The following is a 25,095-nucleotide window of genomic DNA, read 5'->3' as shown; positions in this document are numbered from 1 at the left end:
GTGGGGGGCAAGGAACGGGGCACCGCGCCCGACCCCTCGGTGGGCGCGGTGCCCCGGATATGCAGCTGGAAAGCGTACGAAATCCTACGCGATCCGGGCGAACTACTTCAGGCCGGGGTACAGCGGGTGCTTGTCGGCCAGGGCGGACACCCGGGCCTTCAGCGCGCCGGCGTCGTACGACGGCTTGAGGGCCTCGGCGACGACGTCGGCGACCTCGGCGAAGTCCTCGGCGGTGAAGCCGCGGGTGGCCAGGGCCGGCGTGCCGATGCGCAGGCCGGAGGTGACCATCGGCGGGCGCGGGTCGTTCGGGACGGCGTTGCGGTTGACCGTGATGCCGACCTCGTGGAGGCGGTCCTCGGCCTGCTGCCCGTCCAGCTCGCTCTCGCGCAGGTCGACCAGGACGAGGTGCACGTCCGTGCCGCCGGACAGCACGTTCACGCCGGCCTCGCGGGCGTCCGGCGCGGTGAGCCGCTCGGCCAGCAGCCGCGCGCCCTCGACCGTGCGGCGCTGGCGCTCCTTGAACTCCTCCGAGGCCGCGACCTTGAAGGAGACCGCCTTGGCGGCGATCACGTGCTCCAGCGGACCGCCCTGGAAGCCCGGGAAGACGGAGGAGTTCAGTTTCTTGGCGAAGTCCTTCTTCGCCAGGATGATGCCGCCGCGCGGGCCGCCCAGCGTCTTGTGGGTGGTGGAGGTCACCACGTCCGCGTACGGGACCGGGTTCGGGTGGAGACCGGCGGCGACCAGGCCCGCGAAGTGCGCCATGTCGACCCACAGGTACGCCCCGGCCTTGTCGGCGATCCGGCGGAACTCGGCGAAGTCCAGCTGCCGCGGGTAGGCGGACCAGCCCGCGATGATCACCTTGGGGCGGTGCTCCTCGGCGAGCCGCTCGACCTCGGCCATGTCGACCCGGCCCTCGTCGTCCACGTGGTACGCGACCACGTCGAACTGCTTGCCGGAGAAGTTCAGCCGCATGCCGTGGGTCAGGTGGCCGCCGTGGGCCAGGTCCAGGCCGAGGATCGTGTCGCCGGGCTGGGCCAGCGCGAACAGGGCGGCCTGGTTGGCGGAGGCGCCCGAGTGCGGCTGCACGTTGGCGTACTCGGCGCCGAACAGCTCCTTCACCCGGTCGATGGCGATCTGCTCGGTGACGTCGACGTGCTCGCAGCCGCCGTAGTAGCGGCGGCCGGGGTAGCCCTCGGCGTACTTGTTGGTGAGGACCGAGCCCTGGGCCTCCATGACCGCGAGCGGAGCGAAGTTCTCCGAGGCGATCATCTCCAGGGTGGACTGCTGGCGGTGCAGCTCGGCGTCGACGGCGGCGGCGACGTCGGGGTCGAGCTCGTGCAGGGGGGTGTTCAGAAGCGACATCGGTGAAGGAGTCCTCAGGATCCGGAGAATTCGGTGTACTCGTCGGCGGTGAGGAGGTCGGCCGGCTCCTGTGCCACGCGCACCTTGAACAGCCAGCCGCCCTCGAAGGGGGCGGAGTTCACCAGGGCCGGATCGTCCACGACGTCCTGGTTGGCCTCGACGACCTCGCCGGTCACCGGCGAGTACAGGTCGCTGACCGACTTGGTCGACTCCAGTTCGCCGCAGGTCTCGCCCGCGGTCACGGTGTCGCCGACCTCGGGGAGCTGGACGTACACGACGTCACCGAGCGCGTTGGCCGCGTGCTCCGTGATGCCGACCGTCGCGACGCCGTCCTCGGCGGCCGACAGCCACTCGTGCTCCTTGCTGTAGCGCAGCTGCTGGGGGTTGCTCATGGCCTGAATTCTCCTGTACGCGGGAAGTGCGGTGAACGTGCGGTCCTGGGTCCTGCCGTACGCGACGGTACGCAGGCCGGGCGCGCCGCGTCGGCACATGGCCGGAAGCGGTGCGCGGAGCGGGACCCGGTGGCGCGTGCCGGCGGGGCCGGGCGCGCGCCCACGGGGCGGCTACTTGCGGCGCTTGTAGAAGGGCAGCGCCACGACCTCGTACGGCTCGTGGCTGCCCCGGATGTCCACGCCGACGCCGGGGGTGCCGGGCGCGGCGTGCGCGGCGTCGACGTACGCCATCGCGACCGGCTTCCCCAGCGTGGGGGAGGGGGCGCCGGAGGTGACCTCGCCGACCACCTCGCCGCCGGCGACCACGGGGTACCCGGCGCGGGGCACGCGGCGGCCCTCGGCGACCAGGCCGACCAGGACCCGCGGCGCCTTCTCCCGGGCGCGGTCGGCGGCCTCGGCGAGCGCCTCGCGGCCGACGAAGTCGCCCTCCTTGTCGAACTTCACGACCCGGCCGAGCCCCGCGTCGAACGGCGTCAGGGAGGTGGACAGCTCGTGCCCGTACAGCGGCATGCCCGCCTCCAGGCGCAGGGTGTCCCGGCAGGACAGGCCGCACGGGACGAGCCCGGCCGCGGCGCCGGCCCCGGTGAGCGCCTGCCACAGCCTCTCGGCGTCGGCCGGGGCGACGAACAGCTCGAAGCCGTCCTCGCCGGTGTAACCGGTGCGGGCGATCAGGGCCGGGACGCCCGCGACGGTGCCGGGCAGGCCGGCGTAGTACTTCAGGCCGTCGAGGTCGGCGTCGGTCAGGCTCTTCAGGATGCCGGGGGACTCGGGGCCCTGGACGGCGAGGAGCGCGTAGGCGTCGCGGTCGTCGCGCACCTCGGCGTCGAAGCCGGCGGCGCGCTCGGTCAGCGCGTCCAGCACGACCTGGGCGTTGGAGGCGTTGGCGACGACCATGTACTCGGCCTCGCGCAGCCGGTAGACGATCAGGTCGTCGAGGATGCCGCCGTCCGCGCGGCAGATCATGGTGTAGCGGGCGCGGCCGACGCCGACCGTGGACAGGTGGCCGACCAGCGCGTAGTCCAGGAGCGCGGCGGCCTGCGGGCCGGTGACCGTGATCTCGCCCATGTGGGAAAGGTCGAAGAGGCCGGCCTTCGTGCGCACGGCGGTGTGCTCGTCGCGCTCGGAGCCGTAGCGCAGGGGCATGTCCCAGCCGGCGAAGTCGGTCATCGTCGCGCCGAGCGAGCGGTGCAGGGCATCGAGCGCGGTGCGGCGCGGTGCGGGGGACGCGGTACTGCTCATCGGTTCTGCTCCCGGGGCGATGGGGCTGCCCGCGCGAGCGGATTCCGGCGCGGGGCAGGGCGAGGGACGGTCCTCCCCATCTGTCATCGAACCTGAGAGGTTCACCACGGCCCCGCGCGGCGGCGGCCGTGACTTGCACCTTGGGTGGGGCCGCCGGTCGGCGGCCCGCTTTTCAGATGTGCCTCGCCCGCGCGGTAACGGGGCCTGAGAGATTCAAGGGAGGGACTTGCTCCTTCGGCGCCCGGCGCACGCGTCGCGTGCCCGGAACTCTCCCGCGCGGATTCAAGCGGCCGGTATGCAGTTGGCGCGCTCATCATCGCACGCCACGGGAGTGTCCGGCAGTGGGGTCCCGCCGTGGCTTCCGCGGCGGGTTGTGACGGGTCTGTGGCAGGACAAAGACGGAATCGCACCCTGCCCCGCATTACCTTCTCTTTACACTCGACGGGGATGGGTCTCCCGACCCCAAGGGGAGGACGATCAGGGTGGACAGGACGACGGTGTACGCGACGGGACCGGCGGTGGCGCTGCCCGGCCGGCCGGACGCCCCGGCCGCGCAGGACTGCCGGCGCCGGCCCGCGCCCGTGGTGCGGGACCTGCGGGAGCGGGCGGGGCGCGGCCCACGGGAGCTGGCCTTCGCGCCGACCGACCTGGTCGTGGTCACGGGCCTGCCCGGCAGCGGCAAGTCGACGCTGATGAGCCGTGCCGCGCGGGGCATCCGCATCGACTCGCAGGACACCCGGGACCGCTGGGACGCGCGCATGCCGCGCCTCCTGCCGTACGCGGTCTACCGCCCCCTCGTCCGCCTCGCCCACTACGCGTCGCTGCGGCGGGCCCTGCGCGCGGGCGGCGGCGTCGTCGTGCACGACTGCGGGACGCAGTCCTGGGTGCGGTCCTGGCTCGCCCGCGCGGCCGAGCGGCGCGGCGGCACCCTCCACCTGCTGCTGCTCGACGTGCCGGTGGAGACCGCGCTGCAGGGGCAGCGCGAGCGCGGCCGGGGCGTCTCGCGGTACGCCTTCGCGCGCCACCGCGCGGCGGTGGCCGCGCTGCTGCGCTCCGTGGAGAGGGGCGACCTGCCCGACGGCTGCGGCTCGGCCGTCCTGATCGACCGGGACGCCGCGGACGTGCTGCGCCGCATCGGCTTCACGGACTGACCGCGCACCGGGCACCGCCGCCCGGCCGTGCCCGGAATGCCGTCGGCCGGTCGCGCGGGGCGACCCGGCCGGTCGCGGACGGCGGCGCCCGGCTGACCGTAACCGGCCGGTCGTACGGTCGTACGGGTTAGGGTTTCGGCGGAATTCCACCCGGCGGTGCGCGCCGGGGCCGGACGGACCGCCCGGCCCCGCCCCCGGCGGGAGCCCCGGGGGGAGGCCCCGGGCGGACGGCAGCCGCGGCAGCGGTTCGAGCAGGTGGTAGACAGATGGACATCCCGGCACAGGCGCACCCCCATCCGCACGTCGGCTGGCCCGGCAACGAACTGGAGGAGGTGCTGGCCGCGTCCCTCGGCGTGCCCTCGGCGGCCGGCCGGATCGTCGAGGTGCTGGGCCGCAGCCACCTGTGGATACCCCTGCCCAACGGCGGCGGCCCGCACAGCGGCCCGCTGGACCTGCCCACCATCGAGATCGAGGGGCAGGCGTACGTTCCCGTCTTCAGCTCCGAGCAGCAGTTCCGCGCCGTCGTCGGCGACCACATGTCGTTCGCCGTCGCTCCCGCCGTGGAGTTCGCGCGCGGCCTGCCGCCGCAGTGCGGCATCGTCGTGAACCCGGACGGCGTGGTCGGGGCGCCGCTGCCGCCGCTCGCGGTGGCCGAGCTGTGCCGGGCGGGCCGGACCGCGCCGGCCGGGGCCGCGAGCGGCGCCCGGGTGCGCCTGTTCGAGCCCGACTGGCAGGACGACCCGGTGGACTTCCTGGCCGCCGCCTCCGCCGAGTTCGCGGGGACGGGCGCCGTGCTCAGCGCCCGCCGCTGCCTGGCCAGCATCGAGGGCGACGCACCCGTGATGTTCATCGGGGTCGAGATGGTCTCCTGGGACGACAGCGTGCGCACGGTGCCGATGGACGCCGTGGGCCGGGCGCTCGGCCGGGTGCCCGTGGAGCGGCCGGTGAACATCGTCTTCCTCGACGTCGCGCAGGACCCGGTGGGCGACTGGATGAAGTCCCACGTCCGCCCCTTCTATCAGTACGGTCACTGACGGCGTGCGCGCCGCGGACCGGGGCGTGCGTCAAGTCGCTGTCAGGATCGCCGCTTAAGCTGGTTTCATGGCTCGGTCGGGGTGGTGCGCCGGGGAAGTGTGCGCGGCACCCCGGGCGCGTGGGACAGGTTCGTCAGGTTTGTCGCGAAGGGGCGGTTGAGGGTGAGCGCGTCGGGCACGGCCGCGGCCGGGCAGGTCGAGCACATGCTGCGCCAAGTGACGCCCGGGCGTTACGACGCGTACGAGGCGCTGCTGCGCGCCCTCGCGACCCCCTCGGCCGGTCAGATCTGGATGCTGCTGTGGCACGGCCAGGCCGGCTCCCCCGACGCCCAGTACGGGAACATGGAGGTGGAGGGGGTCAACTACGCCCCCTGCGTCACCTCCGCCCAGGAGCTCTCCGCCAGCGGCTGGAACCGCTCGTACGAGGTGGTCGACGGCCTCGACGTGGCCCGCACCCTCTACCCCGACCACTACGGTCTCTGGCTGAACCCGCACGCGCCGGGCGGCGGCGTCGGTGTCCCCTGGCTCGACCTGCGCCGCATCGCCACCGGCCTGGAGCGCCAGCCCGCGGGCCCGCTGCGGCTGTCGGAGCCCGGCATCGAGATCCCCCAGTTCTGGGCGCTGCTCACGCAGAACGCGCACCGCACGTCCGCCGTGCGGGCGCTGCGCCGCGCCTGGGTGCAGCCCGCGCTCGGCGCGCCGTACCTGGCCGTCGGCCTCGACGTGTACGACACCGGCCCGCAGGCGGTGGACTCGGTGCGGGCGATGATGCAGCAGTCCGTCGGGGCGGTGCCGGACGGCCTCGCGGTGTCGACCGTCGCGATGTCCGACGCCTACGACCCGGTGGCGATGTGGATGCGGGCCAACGCCCGGCCGTTCTACGACCGCGAGGCGCACGCGGCGCCCGCCCCCGCCACGGGCGGCTACGGCTACCCGCGGGCCTACTGAGCCCGGCGCCCCACCCGGTCCTGCGGCCTGACGGAGCCCTGTGGCTCCACGGAGCCCTCCGACTTCACGAATCCCTCGGGTCTGACCGGGCCCTTCGGTCTCACCGGGCCCTCCGGCCCGGCCGGACCCCGCAGGCCCGCCGGAAGCGCGCGCCCTCTTGACAACGGCCCGGTCCCCCCTGCCGGAGGCCGCGCCGTGCCCGCCGCCGGAGAGGCGGCGCGCGGCCGGCCGTAGGCTGGAACGGCCGGAGGCGCCCTCCGGCGGCCGTCCCCCGGGGCGCTCACTCGTCCGGTTTCCGTCGTCACGGAGCGTGTCGGCGTCCTTCGCGCGTGACTCGGCGGTACGCGTGCGCCTCGTGCGGACCAAGTGGTTCCGTTTTCCTGGCACCTGAATGACCTGCGGCTCCGAGAGGGCAAGCGGCGAATGTCCGTTACGACGGGTAAGGCATACAGAGGTGCTGGTGTCCCCTTGTGAGGCAAGTGTCATGCGTCCGAAGCCCGTTACCCAGCGTTCGGATAACGGAATCCCTCAAACAGCATCACGTTTGCGCATCCATTCCCCGTCAAGACTGGCCGCAGATCGCTCACGTCTTGAAGACTCCCGATCCGGGGGCGCCTCGCCCCTGTGTACGACGGACGATCATGCCGCTACAGCGGCAAGTGCGGCCCGGCTACAGCCGGTTGAGAGGGGTCCCTGCCACGATGACGGCACCATTGCACGAGCCGACCGCAGAAGCGGCCCCCAGTGCGGCCGAGGAGGCGGCGGTCGCCAATGCCGAGGAGAAGCGGCAGGCCGTCCAGGGCCGCTCGCTCGGCCGCATCGCCTGGGAGCGCCTCAAGCGCGACAAGCTCGCCCTGACCGGCGGCGTCATCGTCCTGGTGCTCATCGCCATCGCGCTGCTCGCGCCCGTGATCACCGCTCTGGTCGGACAGGATCCGGAGGTCCACCACGAGGACCTGATCGACCCGCTGTTCGGCACGCCCGTCGGATCCCTGGGCGGCATCAGCGGCGACCACCTCCTGGGCGTGGAGCCGGTCAGCGGCCGCGACATCTTCGCCCGCATCGTCTACGGCGCCCGGATCTCGCTCCTCGTGGGCTTCCTCTCCGCGGTCGTCGCCGTGGTCCTCGGCACGATCCTCGGTGTCCTCGCCGGTTTCTTCGGCGGCTGGGTCGACGCCGCCATCAGCCGCGTCATGGACGGCCTGCTGGCCTTCCCGCAGCTGCTCTTCATCATCGCGCTGGTCTCGGTCATGCCGAACGAGCTGCTGGGCCTGACCGGCACGGGCGTGCGCCTGTTCGTGATGATCCTGGTCATCGGCTTCTTCGGATGGCCCTACATCGGGCGTGTGGTGCGCGGTCAGACGCTCTCGCTGCGCGAGCGGGAGTACGTCGAGGCGGCCCGCTCGCTGGGCGCGGGACGGTTCTACATCCTGTTCAAGGAACTGCTGCCCAACCTGATCGCGCCGATCATCGTCTACACGACGATGATGATCCCCACCAACATCCTCACCGAGGCGGCGCTCAGCTTCCTGGGTGTGGGCGTCAAGCCGCCGACGGCCTCCTGGGGACAGATGCTGTCGAGCGCGATCGACTACTACAAGTCGGATCCCATGTACATGGTGATCCCGGGCGTGGCGATCTTCATCACCGTTCTCGCCTTCAACCTCTTCGGCGACGGCGTGCGCGACGCGCTGGACCCGAAGGGCTCCCGCTGACCGCCGTACCGCACCAGCTTCCCGTGGAACCTGCACGGGGTCTCTCATCTAATCCGGAGGATCCGAGATCGTGACTACCCAACGCACCTCAGGGCGGCGCAAGCAGGCTCTGGCCGCTGCCGCAGTGGTCGCCGCGCTGCTGACCACCGCGGCGTGCGGCGGCGGCGACGACAACGGCGGGGGATCGAAGAACGGCGCGGCCGGCTTCGACGCCGCGAACAACAAGGTCGCCCAGGCCTCGCTGGCCAAGAAGGGCGGCGAGCTGAAGTTCGCCAGCGCCCAGGACGCCGACTCGTGGGACACCACGCGCGGCTACTACGGCTTCATGTGGAACTTCTCCCGCTACTACTCCCGCCAGCTCGTCACGAACAAGACGGAGCCGGGCAAGGCCGGCGCCGAGATCGCCCCGGACCTCGCCACCGGGGTCGCCAAGGTCTCCGACGACGGCAAGACCTACACGTACACCCTGCGTGACGGCATCACCTGGGAGGACGGCAAGCCGATCACCTCCAAGGACGTCAAGTACGGCATCGAGCGCTCCTGGGCGCAGGACGTGCTGTCCGGCGGTCCGACGTACCTCAAGGAGGTGCTCGACCCCAAGGACGAGTACGAGGGCCCGTACAAGGACAAGTCCAAGGACAAGCTCGGCCTGAAGGCGATCGAGACCCCGGACGACAAGACCATCGTCTTCAAGCTCCCGAAGGCCAACTCGGACTTCGAGGAGATGCTGGCGCTGACCTCCGCGTCCCCGGTCCGCCAGGACAAGGACACCAAGTCCAAGTACGGCCTGCACCCGTTCTCCTCGGGTCCGTACAAGTTCGAGTCCTACAGCCCGGGCAAGAACCTCGTGCTGGTCCGCAACACCGAGTGGAAGCAGTCCTCGGACCCGATCCGCAAGGCGTACCCGGACAAGATCTCGATCAAGTTCTTCTCCAACGCCAACGAGCTGGACCAGCGCCTGATCGCCGGCGACTACGACCTGGACCTCGCCCAGACCGGTCTGTCCCCGCAGGGCCGCACCACCGCCCTGAACGAGCACAAGGAGAACCTGGACAACCCGGTCTCCGGCTACATCCGCTACGCGGTCTTCCCGCAGAGCGTCAAGCCCTTCGACAACGAGCACTGCCGCAAGGCCGTGATCTACGGCGCCGACCACGTGTCGCTCCAGACCGCCCGCGGCGGCCCGCAGGCCGGCGGTGACATCGGCACCAACATGCTGCCGCCGTCCGTCCCGGGCTCCGAGGGCCAGGACTACGACCCGTACGACCTCGCCGGGGCGAACAAGAAGGGCAACGTCGAGAAGGCCAAGGAAGAGCTCAAGGCCTGCGGCAAGCCGAACGGCTTCAAGACCACCATCGCCGTCCGCAACAACAAGCCGGTCGAGGTGGCCACCGCCGAGTCGCTCCAGGCGTCGCTGAAGAAGGTCGGCATCACCGTCGACATCGACCAGTTCGACGGCTCGCAGACCACCGGCATCATCGGCAGCCCCTCGAACGTGAAGAAGAAGGGCTACGGCATCATCATCATGGGCTGGGGCCCGGACTTCCCGTCCGTCCAGGGCTACGGTCTGCCGCTGTGGAACAGCGACTACATCCTGGAGAGCGGTAACAACAACTACGCGCTCATCAAGGACAAGAAGATCGACGGCCTGTTCGACGACTACGTCAACACGCTGGACGACGCCGAGAAGGCCGACATCGCCAAGGAGATCAACCACAAGGTGATGGAGGGCGGCTACTACCTGCCCTTCGTCTTCGAGAAGTTCATCAACTGGCGCTCCAGCCGACTGGCGAACGTCTACACGACCGACGGCTACAGCGGTCAGTACGACTTCGTCAACCTCGGCCTGAAGTCCGAGAAGTAACCGGTACACCCGCCGTACGGCACGAAAGGCAGGTGAAGGCCGGCGCGGCGTGACCGCGGGCCACTGGTGGATCCCAGTGGCCCGCGGTCCGCAGCGGGCCGTTAGCTGTGCTCGCTTACCTCCTCAGGCGGCTGTTCGCCGCCGCTGTGATGCTCGTGGTCATCGTCATGGTGGTCTTCAGCATCTTCTTCCTCATCCCCAAGTGGGCCGGGGTCGACATCGCCACGAGCTTCGTGGGCAAGCAGGCCGACCCCGCCGCGGTCCGGGCAGTGGCGGAGAAACTGGGTCTGGACGACCCGATCTACGCCCAGGTCTGGGAGTTCTTCAAGGGCATCTTCGTGGGCCGCACCTACGCGGCCGGCGGTGACGTCACGAACTGCGCCGCGCCGTGCTTCGGCTACTCCTTCCGCAGCGAGCAGGCCATCTGGCCGGTGCTGACCGACCGCTTCCCGGTGACCCTGGGTCTCGCGCTCGGCGCCGCCGTCCTGTGGCTGCTCTTCGGTGTCGCGGCCGGTGTGCTCTCCGCGCTCAAGCGGGGCACCCTGTGGGACCGCGGCGCGATGATCGTCGCCCTCGCGGGCGTCTCGCTGCCCATCTACTTCACCGGCATGCTCAGCCTGGCGGTCTTCGCCTTCGGCCTGAAGTGGATCAATGCCGAGTACGTGCCCCTGGCGGACAGCTTCAGCGGCTGGCTCGGCGGCATGATCCTGCCGTGGATCACCCTGGCCTTCCTGTACGCGGCGATGTACGCGCGCATCACCCGCGCGACCATGATGGAGATCCTCGGCGAGGACTACATCCGCACCGCCCGCGCCAAGGGCCTGACGGAGCAGGTCGTCATCCGCAAGCACGCCATGCGCTCGACGATGACGCCCATCCTGACCATGCTCGGCATGGACCTCGGCGCCCTCATCGGCGGCGCGATCCTGACGGAGACCACGTTCAGCCTGCCCGGCCTCGGCCAGGCCGTGCTCAACGCGATCAGGAACCAGGACCTGCCCGTCATCCTGGGCGTCACCCTGATCACTTCTCTCGCGGTGCTCATCGCCAACCTCGTGGTGGACGTTCTGTACGCCGTGATCGACCCCCGAGTGAGGCTCGCATGACCGAATCGACCAAGAGCGGGGCCGCCGTGGGTGAGCCCGCCGCGGCCTCCCCCGCTCCCTCCGCCTTCCTGGAAGTGCGCGACCTGAAGGTGCACTTCCCGACCGACGACGGCCTGGTGAAGTCCGTCGACGGCCTCAGCTTCACGCTGGAGAAGGGCAAGACCCTCGGCATCGTGGGCGAGTCCGGCTCCGGCAAGTCGGTGACCTCGCTCGGCATCATGGGCCTGCACACCGCCGGCCAGTACGGCAAGCGCAAGGCGCAGATCTCCGGCGAGATCTGGCTGAACGGCACCGAGCTGCTCTCCGCCGACCCCGACCACGTGCGCAAGCTGCGCGGCCGGGAGATGTCGATGATCTTCCAGGACCCGCTGTCGGCGCTGCACCCGTACTACACGATCGGCCAGCAGATCGTGGAGGCGTACCGCATCCACCACGACGTGGACAAGAAGACCGCGAGGCGCCGCGCCGTGGAGATGCTCGACCGCGTGGGCATCCCGCAGCCGGACAAGCGGGTGGACAACTACCCGCACGAGTTCTCCGGCGGTATGCGCCAGCGCGCGATGATCGCGATGTCGCTGGTCAACAACCCCGAGCTGCTGATCGCGGACGAGCCGACGACCGCCCTGGACGTGACCGTCCAGGCGCAGATCCTCGACCTGATCCGGGACCTGCAGAAGGAGTTCGGCTCCGCGGTCATCATCATCACCCACGACCTGGGCGTCGTCGCCGAGCTGGCCGACGACCTCCTGGTGATGTACGGCGGCCGCTGCGTCGAGCGCGGCCCGGCCGAGAAGGTGTTCTACGAGCCCCGCCACCCCTACACCTGGGGCCTGCTGGGCTCGATGCCGCGCCTCGACCGCGACCAGCAGGAACGCCTCATCCCGGTCAAGGGCTCCCCGCCCTCCCTCATCAACATCCCGTCGGGCTGCGCCTTCAACCCGCGCTGCCCGTACGCCGACGTGCCCAAGGACAACGTCACCCGCACGGTCCGGCCCGAGCTGACCGAGGTCGGCAGCAAGCACTGGGCCGCCTGCCACATGTCGCAGGAGCAGCGGGAGCGTATCTGGACCGAAGAGATTGCGCCGAAGCTGTGAGCGAGAACGCAGAGGACAAAGCAGTGGCCGCCCCTGCGCAGAGCGCCGGCGCCACCCTCACGAAGGACGCCGCGCCCGGCGAGACCCTGCTGAAGGTGACCGGGCTGCAGAAGCACTTCCCGATCAAGAAGGGGCTGCTCCAGCGGCAGGTCGGCGCGGTGCACGCGGTCGACGGCCTCGACTTCGAGGTCAGGGCCGGTGAGACCCTGGGCGTCGTGGGCGAGTCGGGCTGCGGCAAGTCCACGATGGGCCGGCTGATCACCCGGCTCCTCGAGCCGACCGGCGGCACGATCGAGTTCGAGGGCAAGGACATCACGCACCTCGGCGTGGCGGGCATGCGCCCGATGCGCCGCGACGTGCAGATGGTCTTCCAGGACCCGTACTCGTCGCTGAACCCGCGCCACACCATCGGCACGATCATCAGCGCCCCCTTCCGTCTGCAGGGCGTCGAGCCCGAGGGCGGGGTCAAGAAGGAGGTGCAGCGGCTGCTGTCGGTGGTCGGGCTCAACCCCGAGCACTACAACCGCTACCCGCACGAGTTCTCCGGCGGCCAGCGCCAGCGCATCGGCATCGCCCGCGCGCTCGCGCTCAAGCCGAAGCTGGTCGTGGCGGACGAGCCGGTCTCCGCGCTCGACGTGTCGATCCAGGCCCAGGTCGTCAACCTGCTCGACGACCTCCAGCAGGAGCTGGGCCTCACCTACGTGATCATCGCGCACGACCTGTCCGTCGTCCGGCACGTCTCCGACCGCATCGCGGTGATGTACCTCGGCAAGATCGTCGAGCTCGCGGACCGGAACTCGCTGTACAAGGCGCCGATGCACCCGTACACCAAGGCCCTGATGTCGGCGGTGCCGATCCCGGACCCGGCGCGGCGCGGTGTCAAGAGCGAGCGCATCCTGCTCAAGGGCGACGTGCCCTCGCCGATCTCCCCGCCGAGCGGCTGCCGCTTCCACACCCGGTGCTGGAAGGCGACGGAGATCTGCAAGACCACCGAGCCGCCGCTCCTGGAGCTGCGGCCGGGCCAGCGGGTCGCCTGCCACCACCCGGAGAACTTCGAGGACCAGGCGCCGCAGGACACGATCCTGCTCTCCGACGCCAAGGAGGCGGCGGAGCTGGTGCCGGACGCGGTCCTGGAGGAGTCGGCGGAGACCTCGGCGGCGGTGGCCGCCGAGACCGGGGCGGCGTCCGACGCCACCACCGCCGAGAAGGCTCCGGCCGGGAAGAAGCAGGCCGAGGAGAAGTAGGCCGGACGCAGGCAGTTCGGCCGGTCGACGGGCCCCCGCCTTGCTTTGCAAGGCGGGGGCCCGTCGCTGGGTGAGAATGTCGGGGTGCTTCAGCAACTGTTCAGCCCGTCCGTCCAGCACGCGCTCGACCTGATCGGCATCTTCGTCTTCGCGATCTCCGGCGCGCTGCTGGCGGTCCGCAAGAACTTCGACGTCTTCGGCATCGCCGTGCTCGCCGAGGTCACCGCGCTGGGCGGCGGGCTGCTGCGGGACCTGATCATCGGCGCCGTGCCCCCGGCCGCCTTCACGGACCTGGGGTACTTCCTGACGCCCCTGCTCGCCGCGCTGCTGGTGTTCTTCCTCCACCCGCAGGTGGAGCGGATCCAGGCCGGCGTGAACGTCTTCGACGCCGCCGGACTCGGGCTGTTCTGCGTGGCGGGCACGACCAAGGCGTACGACTACGGCCTCGGCCTCACCTCGTCGGCGGTGCTCGGCCTCGCCACGGCCGTGGGCGGCGGCGTCCTGCGCGACGTCCTGGCCAACGAGGTGCCCTCGCTGCTGCGCTGGGACCGCGACCTGTACGCGGTGCCCGCGATGGTCGGCTCCACGATGGTCGTCCTGTGCATCCGGTACGAGGCGCTGACCACCGTCACCACCGCGCTCGCCGTGCTCACCGCCTTCGTCCTGCGGCTGCTGGCGATGCGCTACCACTGGCGCGCCCCGCGCGCCTGGAACCGCCGCTCCACGGTGGCGGAGGTGGAGGAGCCGGCCGGCTGGGAGGAGCGGGAGCGGCAGGCCGGCGGCGCGTGAGGGCCGACGGCGGCACGCGTCGGGCGACCGCGGCGTCAGGTGGCCGCAGCAGCGCAAGCTACCGCTTAGTAATCACCTGTTGTACCGTTCAGTCATGTCAGAAGCAGCTGCCGTACAGGCCACGATCGGCGACAGCGAGTTCGACCGCGACACCGCCGTCACGCGACGCGAGCCCGGCGTCTACGACATCGACCTCTCCGCCGGCTGGACCATCATCAAAGCCGTCAACGGCGGTTACCTGCTGGCCGTCCTGGGGCGGGCGCTGGCGGACGCGCTGCCGCACGGCGACCCGTTCACGATCACCGCGCACTACCTGACCGCCTCCCGGCCGGGTCCCGCGGTCGTCCGCACGGACGTCGTCCGCACCGGCCGCACCCTCTCGACCGGCCAGGCCTCGCTCTTCCAGTACGACGAGGACGGCACCGAGGTCGAGCGCATCCGCGTCCTGGCCTCGTACGGGGACCTCGACGCCCTGCCCGACGACGTGCGCACCAGCGCCGAGCCGCCCGCGATGCCGCCGGTCGAGCAGTGCTTCGGAGCCGAGGACGCGCCGCCCGGCACCTCGCCGGTGACCGGCAGCTCCGCGATCATGGACCGGCTGTGGATCAAGCTGGACCCCGCCACCCTCGGCTGGGTGCTCGGCGCGCCCTCCGGCAAGGGGGAGATGCGCGCCTGGTTCGGGCTCGCCGACGGCCGCGACGCCGACCCGCTCTCGCTGCTGCTCGCGGTGGACGCGCTGCCGCCGACCGCCTTCGAGCTGGGGCTCTCCGGCTGGGTGCCCACCGTCGAGCTGACCGTGCACGTGCGCTGCCGCCCGGCGCCCGGTCCGCTGCGCGTCGCGGTCACCACCCGCAACCTCGCCGGCGGCTTCCTGGAGGAGGACGCGGAGGTCTGGGACACCGCCGGCCGGCTGGTCGCCCAGTCCCGCCAGCTGGCACGCGCCAAGCTCTGACACCGGCCGTCGGGTCGTCGGCCCTGACACCGGCCGTCGGGTCGTCGGCCCTGACACCGGCCGGCGGACCGTCCGGGCTCCGGTGCCGGCCGGCGGGCCGTCCGGGCCGTCCGGGGCATCGGGGCCGTCCGGGGCGTGCAGGCCGCTCGGATCGTCGGGGCCGTCCAGGGCGTCCGTATCATCGGGGCCGCCTCGGCGTGCGCACGGGGAATCGCCGCGCCCGCCGACGGCGGCCTTTCGCACGGGTACCCCCGCTTCGGGAGCGGGAGCAGGTGCGCCGGGCGGCACGCCGCTCACCCCAGCCAGTGGCGCCGCCCGATGCTGATCAGGCGCAGGCGGCGGGCCGCCTCGCGGGCGATGTCCCGCTCCTGCCCGGGCTCCGCCTCCAGGAAGGCGGCGGCCGTCGCCAGCATCTGGTCGACGTACAGGCCCGCGAGCATCAGCAGGTCCTCGTCGCTCCAGCCCGCGGACTCGGGGTCCGCGGCGAGTCCGGTGCGCACCTCCCGCGTGAACCGGGCGAGCTGGCCGGCGATCGCGGCCCGGACCGGCTGCACGCCGCCGTTGCGCTCGCGGGCGACGAAGCGGACGTGCGCGGGGTGCTCGCGCACGTGGCGGGCGATCAGGTCGATGGCGCGCGCGATGCGCTCTCCGGTGTCCCCGGCCGCCGAGACGGTGTGCCCGATCAGCGGGTGCAGGCTGCCGAGCGCCTCCTCGACCAGGGCGACGCCGAGGTCGGCCGTGGAGTGGAAGTGGCGGTAGAAGGCGGTCGGGGCGACGCCCGCGGCCCGGGTGACCTCACGCAGTCCCAGACTGCTCAGGCTCTGCTCCGCCAGCAGGTCCAGCGCGGCCTCCAGCAGCGCCTGCCGCGTCCTCTGCTTCTGCGCGGCCCGGACGCCGGCGGTGTGACTCATGCCATGCAGTTAACAACTGTTCTCCGAAATTGGAAAGCCGGACAACGCGTTAGACTCGATAGTCAGTGAACAACTGTAACTACAAGCGTTCACCGAGTCGTGGCGTCCCCGGACCACCCGGAGGGGACACCGCCGCTCGCCGGATCGTCACGAGAGGCATCCCCATGCTGTTCCTCGTCGCAGCGCTCCTCCTGCTGGGCGTCCTGCTGGGCCCGGTGGCCCACGCGCCGCTCCCCTTCACCCTCGCCGCGGGGACCGTCATCGCCCTGTGGCTGGCAGTCTTCGCGCTCCGCGAGCGGCACGCCCGCCGCCGTCGCTCCGCCGACTGACCCGCGCAGGCCGGCTTTCCCCGGTCGGCCCGCACCGGCCGGCACCCGGCCGACCCCGCCTTCCCGCCCCCTCCGCGCACCCGGGGGAGCGGAACCCCCGTTGGGAGCAGATCCATGGAACTGACCTCCGCCGCCCCGCGGCGCCGGACCGCCGCGCACGACGCCGACGGCATGGCCGTCGCGTCCTTCGTCCTGGGCCTCCTGGGCCTGCTCGTGCTGAACGTCTTCCTGGGGCCCGTCGCCGTCGTCCTGGCCTCCGTGGCCCTCAGGCGGGGCACGGCCCGCCGCGGCCGCGCGCTCCTCGGCCTGGGCCTCGGCGTCGCCGACCTGCTCGTCCTGGCCGCGTTCATGGCGATGGACGGCACGCTGTCCTGGAGCCTGCAGGGCTGAATGAGGCGGGGGCCCGGGAAGTCCGGGGCCGCCCGGCCGGTCGGGCCGCGTCCGCGGAGTCCGCCGGGGCGCGTCCGTGGAGTCCGCCGGGGCGCGTCCGTGGAGTCCGCCGGGTCGCGTCCGTGGAGCCCGCCGGGCGGGTCGTTCTCCTGGATGCCCTGGTGCACGGTCACGGCCCGGTACGGGCGGACGCCGTCCTCCGGTCCGAAGCCGCTGGACGGAGGCCCGTAGAATCGGGCCCACCATGGCATACCTCGATCACGCCGCGACCACCCCCATGCTCCCGGAGGCGGTCGAGGCCATGACCGCCCAGCTGACCGTCACCGGCAACGCGTCCTCCCTGCACGCCGCCGGCCGCAGGGCCCGGCGCACCGTCGAGGAGTCGCGGGAGACCCTGGCCGAAGCCCTGGGCGCCCGCCCCAGCGAGGTGGTGTTCACCTCCGGCGGCACCGAGGCCGACAACCTCGCCGTCAAGGGCCTGTACTGGGCGCGCCGCGACGCCGACCCCGCCCGCACCCGGGTCCTGGCCAGCCCCGTCGAGCACCACGCCGTCCTCGACGCCGTCCACTGGCTCGGCGAGCACGAGGGCGCCACCGTCGAGTACCTGCCGGTCGACGCGTACGGCCGGGTCCACCCCGAGGCGCTGCGCGAGGCCGTCGCGCGCAATCCCGACGACGTCGCGCTGGCCACGGTGATGTGGGCCAACAACGAGATCGGCACGGTCATGCCGGTGCGCGAACTCGCCGACGTCGCCGCCGAGTTCGGCGTCCCCCTGCACGCCGACGCCGTGCAGGCCTTCGGTCAGGTCCCCGTCGGCTTCGGTGCCTCCGGGCTCGCCGCGATGACCGTCTCCGCCCACAAGGTCGGCGGCCCGTACGGCATCGGCGCGCTGGTGCTGGGCCGCGAGTACGGGCCCGTGCCGGTGCTGCACGGCGGCGGCCAGGAGCGCCACGTCCGCTCCGGCACCCTCGACGTGCCCGCGATCGCCTCGTTCGCCGTCGCGGGGCGGCACGCCGCCGAGCACTGCGAGCGGTTCGCGCGGGAGGTCGGGGCGCTGCGCGACGACCTGGTCGACGCCGTCCGCAAGGCGGTGCCCGACGCGATCCTCGGCGGTGACCCGGCCGAGGGCGGACGCCTCCCGGCCAACGCGCACTTCACCTTCCCCGGCTGCGAGGGCGACTCGCTCCTGCTGCTCCTGGACGCCCAGGGCATCGAGTGCTCGACGGGCTCGGCGTGCACCGCGGGCGTCGCCCAGCCCAGCCACGTCCTGCTCGCCACCGGCACCGATCCGGACCTGGCCCGCGGCACCCTGCGCTTCTCCCTCGGCCACACCTCCACGGCGGCCGACGTGGAGGAGGTCGCCCGGGCGATCGGCCCCGCGGTGGAGCGGGCCCGCACCGCGGGCCTCGTCTGAGACGGCTCGGGCGAGGGCGCCGGACGGGCGCAGGCGGGGGGACCGGCTCACGCGGAGGCGGAGGCGGAGGGCGACGGGCCGCGCGTCGCGGCGGTCCGGGCCCGCCGCACCAGCGGTATGTACCGGTCCCAGTCCCAGTGCGGGCCGGGGTCGGTGTGGTCGGTGCCCGGTACCTCCACGTGCCCGATGATGTGCTCGCGGTCCACGGGGATGCCGTAGCGGGCGCAGATCCCGGCCGTGAGCCGGGCCGACGCCTCGTACATCGCGTCGGTGAAGGACGACGGGTCGTCGACGAAGCCCTCGTGCTCGATGCCGACGCTGTGTTCGTTGTACGTGCGGTTGCCGGCGTGGTACGCCACGTCCAGCTCGCGGATCATCTGCGTGACGTGCCCGTCCTTGCGGACGACGTAGTGCGAGGCCGCGCCGTGCGCGGGGTCCTGGAAGACCTTCACCGCGCTGTCGAAGCTGCCCTGGGTGACGTGGACGACCACCTTGTCTATGCCGTAGTCGTCGGGTCTGTCCGCCCGCCGCCAGTTCGCCGCCGAGGCCGCCACCCAGTGCGCGCCCGCGTAGTCGACCTCGCCCTCCTTGCGCGGCTTCTCCACGCCCGGCACGCGCCACCACAGGCGGCCCAGCTCGTCGCGCGCGAGCGCGGCCGTGCCGACGGCGGCCGCCGCCGTGCCGATCAGCAGCGCCCGTCTCCCGATGCGCCGGTCGGAGTCCTTCTTCCTCGCGCCCATGTGATCGAGAACGGATACGGGCGGATGCCGGTTCCCGCGGCCCCGTACTCTTGAGGGGCTATGACTCAGACCTCGCAGCGCCCTCGCCCCCTCCGCGTCCTGGCCGCCATGTCCGGCGGCGTGGACTCCGCCGTCGCAGCCGCCCGCGCCGCGGAAGCGGGGCACGACGTGACCGGTGTGCACCTCGCACTCTCGGCGAACCCGCAGTCGTTCCGCACGGGCGCGCGCGGCTGCTGCACCATCGAGGACTCGCGCGACGCCCGCCGCGCCGCCGACGTCATCGGCATCCCGTTCTACGTCTGGGACCTCGCCGAGCGCTTCCGCGAGGACGTCGTGGAGGACTTCGTCGCCGAGTACGAGGCGGGGCGCACGCCCAATCCCTGCCTGCGCTGCAACGAGAAGATCAAATTCGCGGCGCTGCTCGACAAGGCGCTGGCCCTGGGCTTCGACGCCGTCTGCACCGGCCACTACGCCAAGGTGATCGTGAACGAGGACGGCACGCGCGAGCTGCACCGCGCCTCGGACCTGGCCAAGGACCAGTCGTACGTGCTCGGTGTCCTGGACGACCGGCAGCTCGCGCACGCCCTGTTCCCGCTCGGCGACACGGTCACCACCAAGGACGAGATCCGCGCCGAGGCCGAGCGCCGCGGCCTCGCGGTCGCCAAGAAGCCCGACAGCCACGACATCTGCTTCATCGCCGACGGCGACACCCAGGGCTTCCTCGCGAACCGCCTGGGCCGCGCCGAGGGCGACATCGTGGACGAGTCCGGCGCGAAGCTGGGCACGCACGAGGGTGCGTACGGCTTCACGATCGGCCAGCGCAAGGGGCTGCGCATCGGCACCCCGGCCGCCGACGGCAAGCCGCGCTACGTCCTGGACATCTCGCCGGTGGACAACACCGTGACGGTGGGCCCCGTGGAGGCCCTGGACGTAACCGCCCTGACCGCGGTCAGGCCCCGCTGGTGCGGCGCCGCCCCGTCGGGCCCCGGCACCTACACCGCCCAGCTGCGCGCGCACGGCGGCGAGACCACCGTGAGGGCCGAACCCGCCGGGGACGAACTGCTGGTGACCTTCGAGGAGCCCGTGCGCGGCGTCGCCCCCGGCCAGGCGGTCGTGCTGTACGACGGCACGCGCGTGGTGGGCTCGGCGACGATCGCGTCGACCACGCGCGCGCGGACGGCGGTGGCCTGAGCCGGTCCCGGCCGGCCGCGGCGCTCCCGGACCCGCAGGGGAGTCCCGCCTCCCAGGCGGCGGAACTCCCCGGCAACGGGCCTCAGACCACCTCCACCTCGTAGAAGCAGAAGTGGTCCTTGATCTCGGCGACCTCCGGCTTCGGCTCCGGATAGGCCCAGACGAGGTCCGGGGCGTCCGGGAGCGACCAGTAGGAGGCGTCGCCCTTGAAGGGGCAGTGCGTGTGCGTCCGCGAGGGCGTCAGCAGGTCCGTCCGTACGTCCTCCGGCGGGAGGTAGTAGCGCACGGGCAGGCCCGTCTCGCGCAGCAGCAGCGGGCGCGTGCTGTCCGCGAGGACCTGTCCGCCGCGCACCACGCGGACGTGCTCGGTGCCCCGCTCGATCGTGATCTCGTGTCCCTTGGCCATACGAGGGACAGCGCCGGGAGGGCCGGGGTTCTTCCCCGCCCGCGGACTCGTACCGTAGGCGCATGAACATCTGCGTCTTCCTCTCCGCCGCCGACCTCGACGAGCGCTACACCCGGCCCGCCCGCGAGTTCGCCGAGCTCCTCGGCAAGGGCGGCCACACCCTGGTGTGGGGCGGCTCCGACGTCGGCCTGATGAAGGTCGTCGCCGACGGCGTGCAGGAGGCGGGGGGACGGCTGGTGGGCGTCTCCGTGGAGTTCCTGTCGGCCAAGGCGCGGCCGGGCACGGACGAGATGGTCGTCGCGCGCGACCTGGCCGAGCGCAAGGCGCTGCTCCTGGAGAAGGCCGACGCCGTGGTGATCATGGTCGGCGGCACCGGTACGCTCGACGAGGCCACCGAGATCCTGGAGCTGAAGAAGCACGGCCACACCGCCAAGCCGGTGGTGCTGCTCAACACGGCGGGCTTCTACGACGGCCTCAAGGAGCAGTTCCGGCGCATGGACGACGAGGGCTTCCTGCCGGTGCCCCTCACCGACCTGGTGTTCTTCGCGGAGGAGCCGGTCGGGGCGCTGGCCTACCTCGAGGAGTCGCTCGGCACGCAGTGATGCGAGCATGGCGGTCATGGCTACACATGTGATCACCGGGGCCGGGTCCGGCATCGGCGCGGCCGTCGCCCGCCGCCTCCACGCGCGCGGGGACGACCTCGTGCTCCACGCCCGCGACGCGGGCCGCGCCAAGGAGCTGGCTGCCGCCTTCCCCGGCGCGAGGACGCTGGTCGGCGACCTGTCCGAGCCGGAACGGCTCTCCTGGGCGTTCTCGCACCAGACGCTGCCCGACCGGGTCGACTCCCTGCTGCACGTCGCGGGCGTCGTGGACCTCGGCCCGGTGGGAGAGCTGACCCCCAAGTCCTGGCGCCACCAGCTCGACGTCAACCTGATCGCGCCCGCCGAGCTGACCCGCCTCTTCCTGCCGCAGCTGCGCGTCACCCGGGGACAGGTGGTGTTCGTCAACTCCGGTTCCGGCCTCGGCGCCCACGCCGGCTGGTCCGCGTACGCCGCCTCCAAGCACGGCCTGAAGGCGCTGGCCGACGCCCTGCGCGAGGAGGAGCACGGCAACGGCGTCCGGGTCACCTCGGTCTACCCGGGCCGCACGGCCAGCCCCATGCAGGCCAAGGTGCACCAGCAGGAGGGCAAGCCGTACGACGAGAGCAGGTGGATCGACCCCGAGTCGGTCGCCACGACCGTCCTCATGGCCCTCGACCTGCCGCGGGACGCCGAGGTCAACGACCTGACGGTGCGTCCGGGGCGTTAGCCGGGCCGGCGGCGCGGCGGGCGGCTCCGCGGAGGCGGCGGCCGCGCCGGCGCGGCCGCCGCCCGTCGTCCGTTTCCGGTGGGCACCGCGTGTCCGCCGGGCGGGGATTCCGTAGGCTTCCCCGGTGAGCGAAAACAGCGAGACCAGGAGCGGGACCGGGTTCGGGCCCGCGACCGGGGTCGGATCCCTGCCGGGCGGCGACGCGCGCGAGGCCGCCAAGACCGTGACCGGGTCCTTCGAGCACTTCCCGCACCTGCCGGAGCTGCCCGCCCGGGGACCGGGCGCCGACATGATCGGGCGGACGGCCGGGATGCTCGTCGAGCTGTACGCGCGCGTGGAGCCCAGCGGCTGGCGCATCGGGGACCGGCCCGGCCGGGACACCCGGCGGGCCCGGTCCTGGCTCGGCGAGGACCTCGACGCCCTGGAGGAGTTCACCCAGGGCTACGAGGGGCCGCTGAAGGTGCAGGCCGTGGGGCCCTGGACGCTGGCCGCCGCCCTGGAGCTGAAGAACGGCGAGGCGGCGCTGTCGGACCCCGGCGCGTGCCGGGACCTGGCCGGGTCGCTCGCCGAGGGCCTGCGGCTGCACCTCGACGAGGTGCGGCGGCGCGTGCCGGGCGCGGAGGTCGTCCTCCAGCTCGACGAGCCGTCCCTGACCGCCGTCCTGCGCGGGCGGGTGCGCACCGCCAGCGGCTACCGGACGCACCGGGCCGTGGACCGGCAGGTCGCCGAGGCCGCGCTGCGCGACCTCGTCGCCGTCAACGGGGACGGGCCCGTCGTGGTCCACTCGTGCGCCCCCGACGTACCGTTCGCGCTGCTGCGCCGGGCCGGCGCGGCGGGGATCTCCTTCGACTTCTCGCTGCTCACGGAGCGTGACGACGAGGCGGTCGGGGAGGCCGTGGAGGCGGGCACGCGACTCTTCGCCGGTGTCGTGCCGGGCACGGACGCCGAGTTGTCCGACGCTGCCGGTAGCGTCATGGGGGTCAGGACGCTGTGGCGCAGGCTGGGACTGCATCCGGGACTCCTCGCGGAGGCGGTCACGGTCACTCCGGCGTGCGGGCTCGCGGGAGCCTCTCCCGCGTACGCGCGCAAGGCGCTCGCCCACTGCGTCCGGGCGGCGAGGTCCCTCGCGGACGACCCTGAGTGACGGGAGGACAACACGGTGGCCGGCGACAAGCAAGCGGAGTCCACAGCGGTACCCGCCGAGGCGCGGCAGAAGCACGTACGCCTCGCCGAGCAGGTCGAGGAGCACCGCTTCCGGTACTACGTGAAGGACGCCCCCGTCATCAGCGACGCGGACTTCGACCAGCTCCTGCGCTCGCTGGAGGCGCTGGAGGAGGAGTACCCGGAGCTGCGCACGCCCGACTCGCCGACCCAGAAGGTCGCGGGGGCGTACGAGACGGAGTTCACGGCGGTCCGGCACCGCGAGCGCATGCTGTCCCTGGACAACACCTTCAACGACGACGAGCTGGCCGCCTGGGCCGACCGCGTCGCGAAGGAGCTGGGCACGCAGGAGTACCACTTCCTGTGCGAGCTCAAGGTCGACGGCCTCGCGGTGAACCTCACCTACGAGAACGGCCGCCTCACGCGCGCGGCGACCCGCGGCGACGGCCGTACGGGCGAGGACATCACGCCGAACGTCCGTACGATCGCCGAGATCCCGGAGCGGCTCCGGGGCGACCGCGTCCCCTCCCTGGTGGAGATCCGCGGCGAGGTCTACTTCCCGATGGAGAAGTTCGAGGAGCTCAACGCCCGCCTGGTGGAGGCCGGCGACAAGCCCTTCGCCAACCCGCGCAACGCGGCGGCGGGGTCGCTGCGCCAGAAGGACCCGCGCGTGACCGCCACCCGCCCGCTGCACATGGTGGTCCACGGCATCGGCGCCCGCGAGGGCTTCGCCATCGACCGGCTGTCGCAGGCGTACGAGCTGCTGCACGAGTGGGGCCTGCCGACCTCCCGGCACAACAGGGTGGTGGACGGCCTCGACGGGGTGCGGAAGTTCATCGAGCACTACGGCGAGCACCGGCACTCCGTGGAGCACGAGATCGACGGCGTGGTCGTCAAGCTCGACGAGATCCGCCTCCAGGGCCGGCTCGGCTCCACGGCCCGCGCGCCGCGGTGGGCGATCGCCTACAAGTACGCCCCGGAGGAGGTCAACACCAAGCTCGTCGACATCAAGGTGGCCGTCGGCCGCACCGGTCGCGTCACGCCGTTCGCCCAGGTCGAGCCGGTCACGGTGGCCGGTTCCGAGGTGGAGTTCGCCACGCTGCACAACCAGGACGTGGTCAAGGCCAAGGGCGTCCTCATCGGCGACACGGTGGTGCTGCGCAAGGCCGGCGACGTCATCCCGGAGATCCTCGGGCCGGTCGCCGACCTGCGCGACGGCAGCGAACACGCGTTCGTGATGCCGTCGAAGTGCCCCGAGTGCGGCACCCCGCTCAAGCCCGCCAAGGAGGGCGACGTCGACCTGCGCTGCCCCAACGCCCGTGCGTGCCCGGCGCAGTTGCGGGGCCGGCTCGCCTACCTCGCGGGCCGGGAGTGCCTCGACATCGAGCACTTCGGCGACGTCGCGGCGGCCGCGCTGACCCGCCCCCTGGAGCCCGCCGACCCGCCGCTCGTCGACGAGGGCGACCTGTTCGACCTCACCGTGGAGAAGCTGCTCCCCATCAGGGCGTACGTCCTGGACCCCGACAGCGGCCTGCCCAAGCGCGACCCGAAGACCGGCGAGGAGAAGATCGCCACGGTCTTCGCCAACCAGAAGGGCGAGCCGAAGAAGAACGCGCTGGCCCTGTTGCAGAACATCGAGGCGGCCAAGGACCGCCCCCTGGCCCGCTTCCTCAACGGGCTCTCCATCCGCCACGTCGGCCCGGTCGCCGCCCGGGCGCTCGCCCGCGAGTTCCGCTCCATCGACCGCATCGAGCAGGCGAGCGAGGAGGAGCTGGCCACCACGGACGGCGTCGGGCCGACCATCGCCGCCGCGCTCAAGCAGTGGTTCGCCGAGGACTGGCACCGCGAGATCATCCGCAAGTGGAAGGCCGCCGGCGTCCGGCTGGAGGAGGAGGGCTCCGGCGAGGACGAGGGGCCGCGCCCGCTCGAAGGACTCACCGTCGTGGTCACCGGGACACTCGAACAGCACACCAGAGACGGGGCGAAGGAGGCGCTGCAGAGCCGGGGTGCGAAGGTGGCCGGTTCCGTTTCGAAGAAGACATCCTTCGTGGTGGTGGGTGACAATCCGGGTTCGAAGTACGACAAGGCCGTGCAGCTGAAGGTGCCGGTGCTGAACGAGGGGGGTTTCGCCGTGCTGCTCGAACAGGGGCCGGAAGCGGCCGCGGAAGTCGCACTTCCGACCGGGGAGTAGCGGTTGAAGGCCACCCGTTCGGCGCATACCAGAGGCATACGGGTGGCCGGGTCGCATTCGGGCAACCGTGGACGACCGCTGCCCGTGGAAGCCTTCTGCGGCCT

The 25,095-nt window shown here is 72.2% G+C and carries 24 protein-coding genes and 2 riboswitches; of the genes, 18 read left to right on the top strand and 6 right to left on the bottom strand.

Annotated features, from left to right (window positions below):
* Positions 1-102: 102 nt before the first annotated feature.
* The 3 genes from glyA to gcvT all read right to left on the bottom strand — a co-directional run bounded on the left by glyA (position 103) and on the right by gcvT (position 3,053).
* On the bottom strand, positions 103-1,362 hold the full coding sequence (gene glyA, locus IE271_RS16730) for a serine hydroxymethyltransferase (RefSeq protein ID WP_190191108.1): 1,260 nt from the start codon (positions 1,360-1,362) through the stop codon (positions 103-105).
* 14 nt (positions 1,363-1,376) lie between these two features.
* Positions 1,377-1,754: a glycine cleavage system protein GcvH gene (gene gcvH, locus IE271_RS16725; RefSeq protein ID WP_190191107.1), complete on the bottom strand. Its 378-nt coding sequence runs from the start codon at positions 1,752-1,754 to the stop codon at positions 1,377-1,379.
* Between the two features lie 171 nt (positions 1,755-1,925).
* The gene (gene gcvT / locus IE271_RS16720) at positions 1,926-3,053 is read right to left on the bottom strand and encodes a glycine cleavage system aminomethyltransferase GcvT (RefSeq protein WP_190191106.1); all 1,128 of its coding nucleotides are present in this window, start codon (positions 3,051-3,053) and stop codon (positions 1,926-1,928) included.
* Between the two features lie 70 nt (positions 3,054-3,123).
* Positions 3,124-3,235: riboswitch (glycine riboswitch) on the bottom strand.
* Positions 3,236-3,338: riboswitch (glycine riboswitch) on the bottom strand.
* A 191-nt stretch (positions 3,339-3,529) separates the two neighbouring features.
* On the opposite strand from gcvT, the gene IE271_RS16715 reads away from it, so the two are divergent.
* The 10 genes from IE271_RS16715 (at position 3,530) to IE271_RS16670 (ending at position 14,950) form a co-directional block, all read left to right on the top strand.
* On the top strand, positions 3,530-4,204 hold the full coding sequence (locus tag IE271_RS16715; RefSeq protein WP_190191131.1) for an AAA family ATPase: 675 nt from the start codon (positions 3,530-3,532) through the stop codon (positions 4,202-4,204).
* 266 nt (positions 4,205-4,470) lie between these two features.
* On the top strand, positions 4,471-5,238 hold the full coding sequence (locus IE271_RS16710) for an enhanced serine sensitivity protein SseB (protein ID WP_190191105.1): 768 nt from the start codon (positions 4,471-4,473) through the stop codon (positions 5,236-5,238).
* A 162-nt stretch (positions 5,239-5,400) separates the two neighbouring features.
* Positions 5,401-6,186 carry an enhanced serine sensitivity protein SseB C-terminal domain-containing protein gene (locus IE271_RS16705; RefSeq protein ID WP_190191104.1) on the top strand — a complete coding sequence of 262 codons (786 nt, stop codon included), beginning with the start codon at positions 5,401-5,403 and terminating at the stop codon, positions 6,184-6,186.
* Positions 6,187-6,887: 701 nt separating this feature from the next.
* Complete coding sequence (locus tag IE271_RS16700; RefSeq protein WP_190191103.1) at positions 6,888-7,901, top strand: ABC transporter permease; 1,014 nt, start codon at positions 6,888-6,890, stop codon at positions 7,899-7,901.
* A gap of 70 nt (positions 7,902-7,971) precedes the next feature.
* The gene (locus IE271_RS16695; RefSeq protein WP_190191102.1) at positions 7,972-9,765 is read left to right on the top strand and encodes an ABC transporter substrate-binding protein; all 1,794 of its coding nucleotides are present in this window, start codon (positions 7,972-7,974) and stop codon (positions 9,763-9,765) included.
* Between the two features lie 107 nt (positions 9,766-9,872).
* On the top strand, positions 9,873-10,871 hold the full coding sequence (locus tag IE271_RS16690; protein WP_190191101.1) for an ABC transporter permease: 999 nt from the start codon (positions 9,873-9,875) through the stop codon (positions 10,869-10,871).
* Positions 10,868-11,965 (top strand): ABC transporter ATP-binding protein, encoded by a 1,098-nt coding sequence (locus tag IE271_RS16685; protein WP_190191100.1) that lies wholly within the window; start codon positions 10,868-10,870, stop codon positions 11,963-11,965. Before IE271_RS16690 ends, IE271_RS16685 begins: the two co-directional genes overlap by 4 nt.
* The gene (locus IE271_RS16680) at positions 11,962-13,209 is read left to right on the top strand and encodes an ABC transporter ATP-binding protein (protein ID WP_190191099.1); all 1,248 of its coding nucleotides are present in this window, start codon (positions 11,962-11,964) and stop codon (positions 13,207-13,209) included. The genes IE271_RS16685 and IE271_RS16680 overlap by 4 nt, the downstream gene beginning before the upstream one ends.
* Positions 13,210-13,293: 84 nt before the next feature.
* A complete protein-coding gene (locus IE271_RS16675) occupies positions 13,294-13,998 on the top strand; it encodes a trimeric intracellular cation channel family protein (RefSeq protein ID WP_190191098.1) in 705 nt (234 codons plus the stop codon).
* Between the two features lie 94 nt (positions 13,999-14,092).
* A complete protein-coding gene (locus IE271_RS16670) occupies positions 14,093-14,950 on the top strand; it encodes a thioesterase family protein (protein ID WP_190191097.1) in 858 nt (285 codons plus the stop codon).
* Positions 14,951-15,243: 293 nt separating this feature from the next.
* On the opposite strand, the gene IE271_RS16665 is transcribed toward IE271_RS16670, so the two are convergent.
* Positions 15,244-15,861 (bottom strand): TetR family transcriptional regulator, encoded by a 618-nt coding sequence (locus IE271_RS16665; protein ID WP_190191096.1) that lies wholly within the window; start codon positions 15,859-15,861, stop codon positions 15,244-15,246.
* A 164-nt stretch (positions 15,862-16,025) separates the two neighbouring features.
* On the opposite strand from IE271_RS16665, the gene IE271_RS16660 reads away from it, so the two are divergent.
* The 3 genes from IE271_RS16660 to IE271_RS16650 all read left to right on the top strand — a co-directional run bounded on the left by IE271_RS16660 (position 16,026) and on the right by IE271_RS16650 (position 17,994).
* Positions 16,026-16,190 (top strand): hypothetical protein, encoded by a 165-nt coding sequence (locus IE271_RS16660; RefSeq protein ID WP_190191095.1) that lies wholly within the window; start codon positions 16,026-16,028, stop codon positions 16,188-16,190.
* 114 nt (positions 16,191-16,304) lie between these two features.
* Positions 16,305-16,580 carry a DUF4190 domain-containing protein gene (locus IE271_RS16655; protein ID WP_190191094.1) on the top strand — a complete coding sequence of 92 codons (276 nt, stop codon included), beginning with the start codon at positions 16,305-16,307 and terminating at the stop codon, positions 16,578-16,580.
* Between the two features lie 244 nt (positions 16,581-16,824).
* Complete coding sequence (locus IE271_RS16650; protein WP_190191093.1) at positions 16,825-17,994, top strand: cysteine desulfurase family protein; 1,170 nt, start codon at positions 16,825-16,827, stop codon at positions 17,992-17,994.
* A 47-nt stretch (positions 17,995-18,041) separates the two neighbouring features.
* Here IE271_RS16650 and IE271_RS16645 read toward each other — a convergent pair whose 3' ends face one another.
* Positions 18,042-18,734 (bottom strand): N-acetylmuramoyl-L-alanine amidase, encoded by a 693-nt coding sequence (locus tag IE271_RS16645; RefSeq protein WP_190191092.1) that lies wholly within the window; start codon positions 18,732-18,734, stop codon positions 18,042-18,044.
* Between the two features lie 60 nt (positions 18,735-18,794).
* Here IE271_RS16645 and mnmA point away from each other — a divergent pair, with 60 nt between their 5' ends.
* A complete protein-coding gene (mnmA, locus tag IE271_RS16640; RefSeq protein WP_190191091.1) occupies positions 18,795-19,925 on the top strand; it encodes a tRNA 2-thiouridine(34) synthase MnmA in 1,131 nt (376 codons plus the stop codon).
* Positions 19,926-20,007: 82 nt separating this feature from the next.
* On the opposite strand, the gene IE271_RS16635 is transcribed toward mnmA, so the two are convergent.
* The gene (locus tag IE271_RS16635) at positions 20,008-20,331 is read right to left on the bottom strand and encodes a DUF427 domain-containing protein (protein WP_190191090.1); all 324 of its coding nucleotides are present in this window, start codon (positions 20,329-20,331) and stop codon (positions 20,008-20,010) included.
* Between the two features lie 62 nt (positions 20,332-20,393).
* On the opposite strand from IE271_RS16635, the gene IE271_RS16630 reads away from it, so the two are divergent.
* The 4 genes from IE271_RS16630 (at position 20,394) to ligA (ending at position 24,991) form a co-directional block, all read left to right on the top strand.
* Entirely contained in the window at positions 20,394-20,933 is a 540-nt protein-coding gene (locus IE271_RS16630; protein WP_190191089.1) for an LOG family protein, read from the top strand.
* A 16-nt stretch (positions 20,934-20,949) separates the two neighbouring features.
* Entirely contained in the window at positions 20,950-21,639 is a 690-nt protein-coding gene (locus IE271_RS16625; RefSeq protein ID WP_190191088.1) for an SDR family oxidoreductase, read from the top strand.
* 124 nt (positions 21,640-21,763) lie between these two features.
* The gene (locus IE271_RS16620) at positions 21,764-22,783 is read left to right on the top strand and encodes a methionine synthase (protein WP_190191087.1); all 1,020 of its coding nucleotides are present in this window, start codon (positions 21,764-21,766) and stop codon (positions 22,781-22,783) included.
* Between the two features lie 15 nt (positions 22,784-22,798).
* Positions 22,799-24,991, top strand: a complete 2,193-nt coding sequence (gene ligA, locus IE271_RS16615; RefSeq protein WP_190191086.1) for an NAD-dependent DNA ligase LigA — start codon at positions 22,799-22,801, stop codon at positions 24,989-24,991.
* Positions 24,992-25,095 lie beyond the last annotated feature (104 nt).

This window comes from Streptomyces minutiscleroticus, from assembly GCF_014650875.1.
Classification (GTDB): Bacteria; Actinomycetota; Actinomycetes; order Streptomycetales; family Streptomycetaceae; genus Streptomyces; species Streptomyces minutiscleroticus.
This window is presented reverse-complemented; position numbering and strand designations above follow the sequence as displayed.

What these genes read in the sequence shown, in the direction of transcription:
- IE271_RS16630 (WP_190191089.1), top strand. Translation starts at nt 20,394, where the DNA reads ATGAACATCTGCGTCTTCCTCTCCGCCGCCGACCTCGACGAGCGCTAC.
- IE271_RS16650 (WP_190191093.1), top strand. Translation starts at nt 16,825, where the DNA reads ATGGCATACCTCGATCACGCCGCGACCACCCCCATGCTCCCGGAGGCG.
- IE271_RS16660 (WP_190191095.1), top strand. Translation starts at nt 16,026, where the DNA reads ATGCTGTTCCTCGTCGCAGCGCTCCTCCTGCTGGGCGTCCTGCTGGGC.
- IE271_RS16645 (WP_190191092.1), bottom strand. Translation starts at nt 18,734, where the DNA reads ATGGGCGCGAGGAAGAAGGACTCCGACCGGCGCATCGGGAGACGGGCG.
- glyA (WP_190191108.1), bottom strand. Translation starts at nt 1,362, where the DNA reads ATGTCGCTTCTGAACACCCCCCTGCACGAGCTCGACCCCGACGTCGCC.
- gcvH (WP_190191107.1), bottom strand. Translation starts at nt 1,754, where the DNA reads ATGAGCAACCCCCAGCAGCTGCGCTACAGCAAGGAGCACGAGTGGCTG.
- IE271_RS16655 (WP_190191094.1), top strand. Translation starts at nt 16,305, where the DNA reads ATGGAACTGACCTCCGCCGCCCCGCGGCGCCGGACCGCCGCGCACGAC.
- IE271_RS16700 (WP_190191103.1), top strand. Translation starts at nt 6,888, where the DNA reads ATGACGGCACCATTGCACGAGCCGACCGCAGAAGCGGCCCCCAGTGCG.
- mnmA (WP_190191091.1), top strand. Translation starts at nt 18,795, where the DNA reads ATGACTCAGACCTCGCAGCGCCCTCGCCCCCTCCGCGTCCTGGCCGCC.
- IE271_RS16670 (WP_190191097.1), top strand. Translation starts at nt 14,093, where the DNA reads ATGTCAGAAGCAGCTGCCGTACAGGCCACGATCGGCGACAGCGAGTTC.
- IE271_RS16635 (WP_190191090.1), bottom strand. Translation starts at nt 20,331, where the DNA reads ATGGCCAAGGGACACGAGATCACGATCGAGCGGGGCACCGAGCACGTC.
- IE271_RS16710 (WP_190191105.1), top strand. Translation starts at nt 4,471, where the DNA reads ATGGACATCCCGGCACAGGCGCACCCCCATCCGCACGTCGGCTGGCCC.
- IE271_RS16625 (WP_190191088.1), top strand. Translation starts at nt 20,950, where the DNA reads ATGGCTACACATGTGATCACCGGGGCCGGGTCCGGCATCGGCGCGGCC.
- IE271_RS16685 (WP_190191100.1), top strand. Translation starts at nt 10,868, where the DNA reads ATGACCGAATCGACCAAGAGCGGGGCCGCCGTGGGTGAGCCCGCCGCG.
- IE271_RS16665 (WP_190191096.1), bottom strand. Translation starts at nt 15,861, where the DNA reads ATGAGTCACACCGCCGGCGTCCGGGCCGCGCAGAAGCAGAGGACGCGG.
- gcvT (WP_190191106.1), bottom strand. Translation starts at nt 3,053, where the DNA reads ATGAGCAGTACCGCGTCCCCCGCACCGCGCCGCACCGCGCTCGATGCC.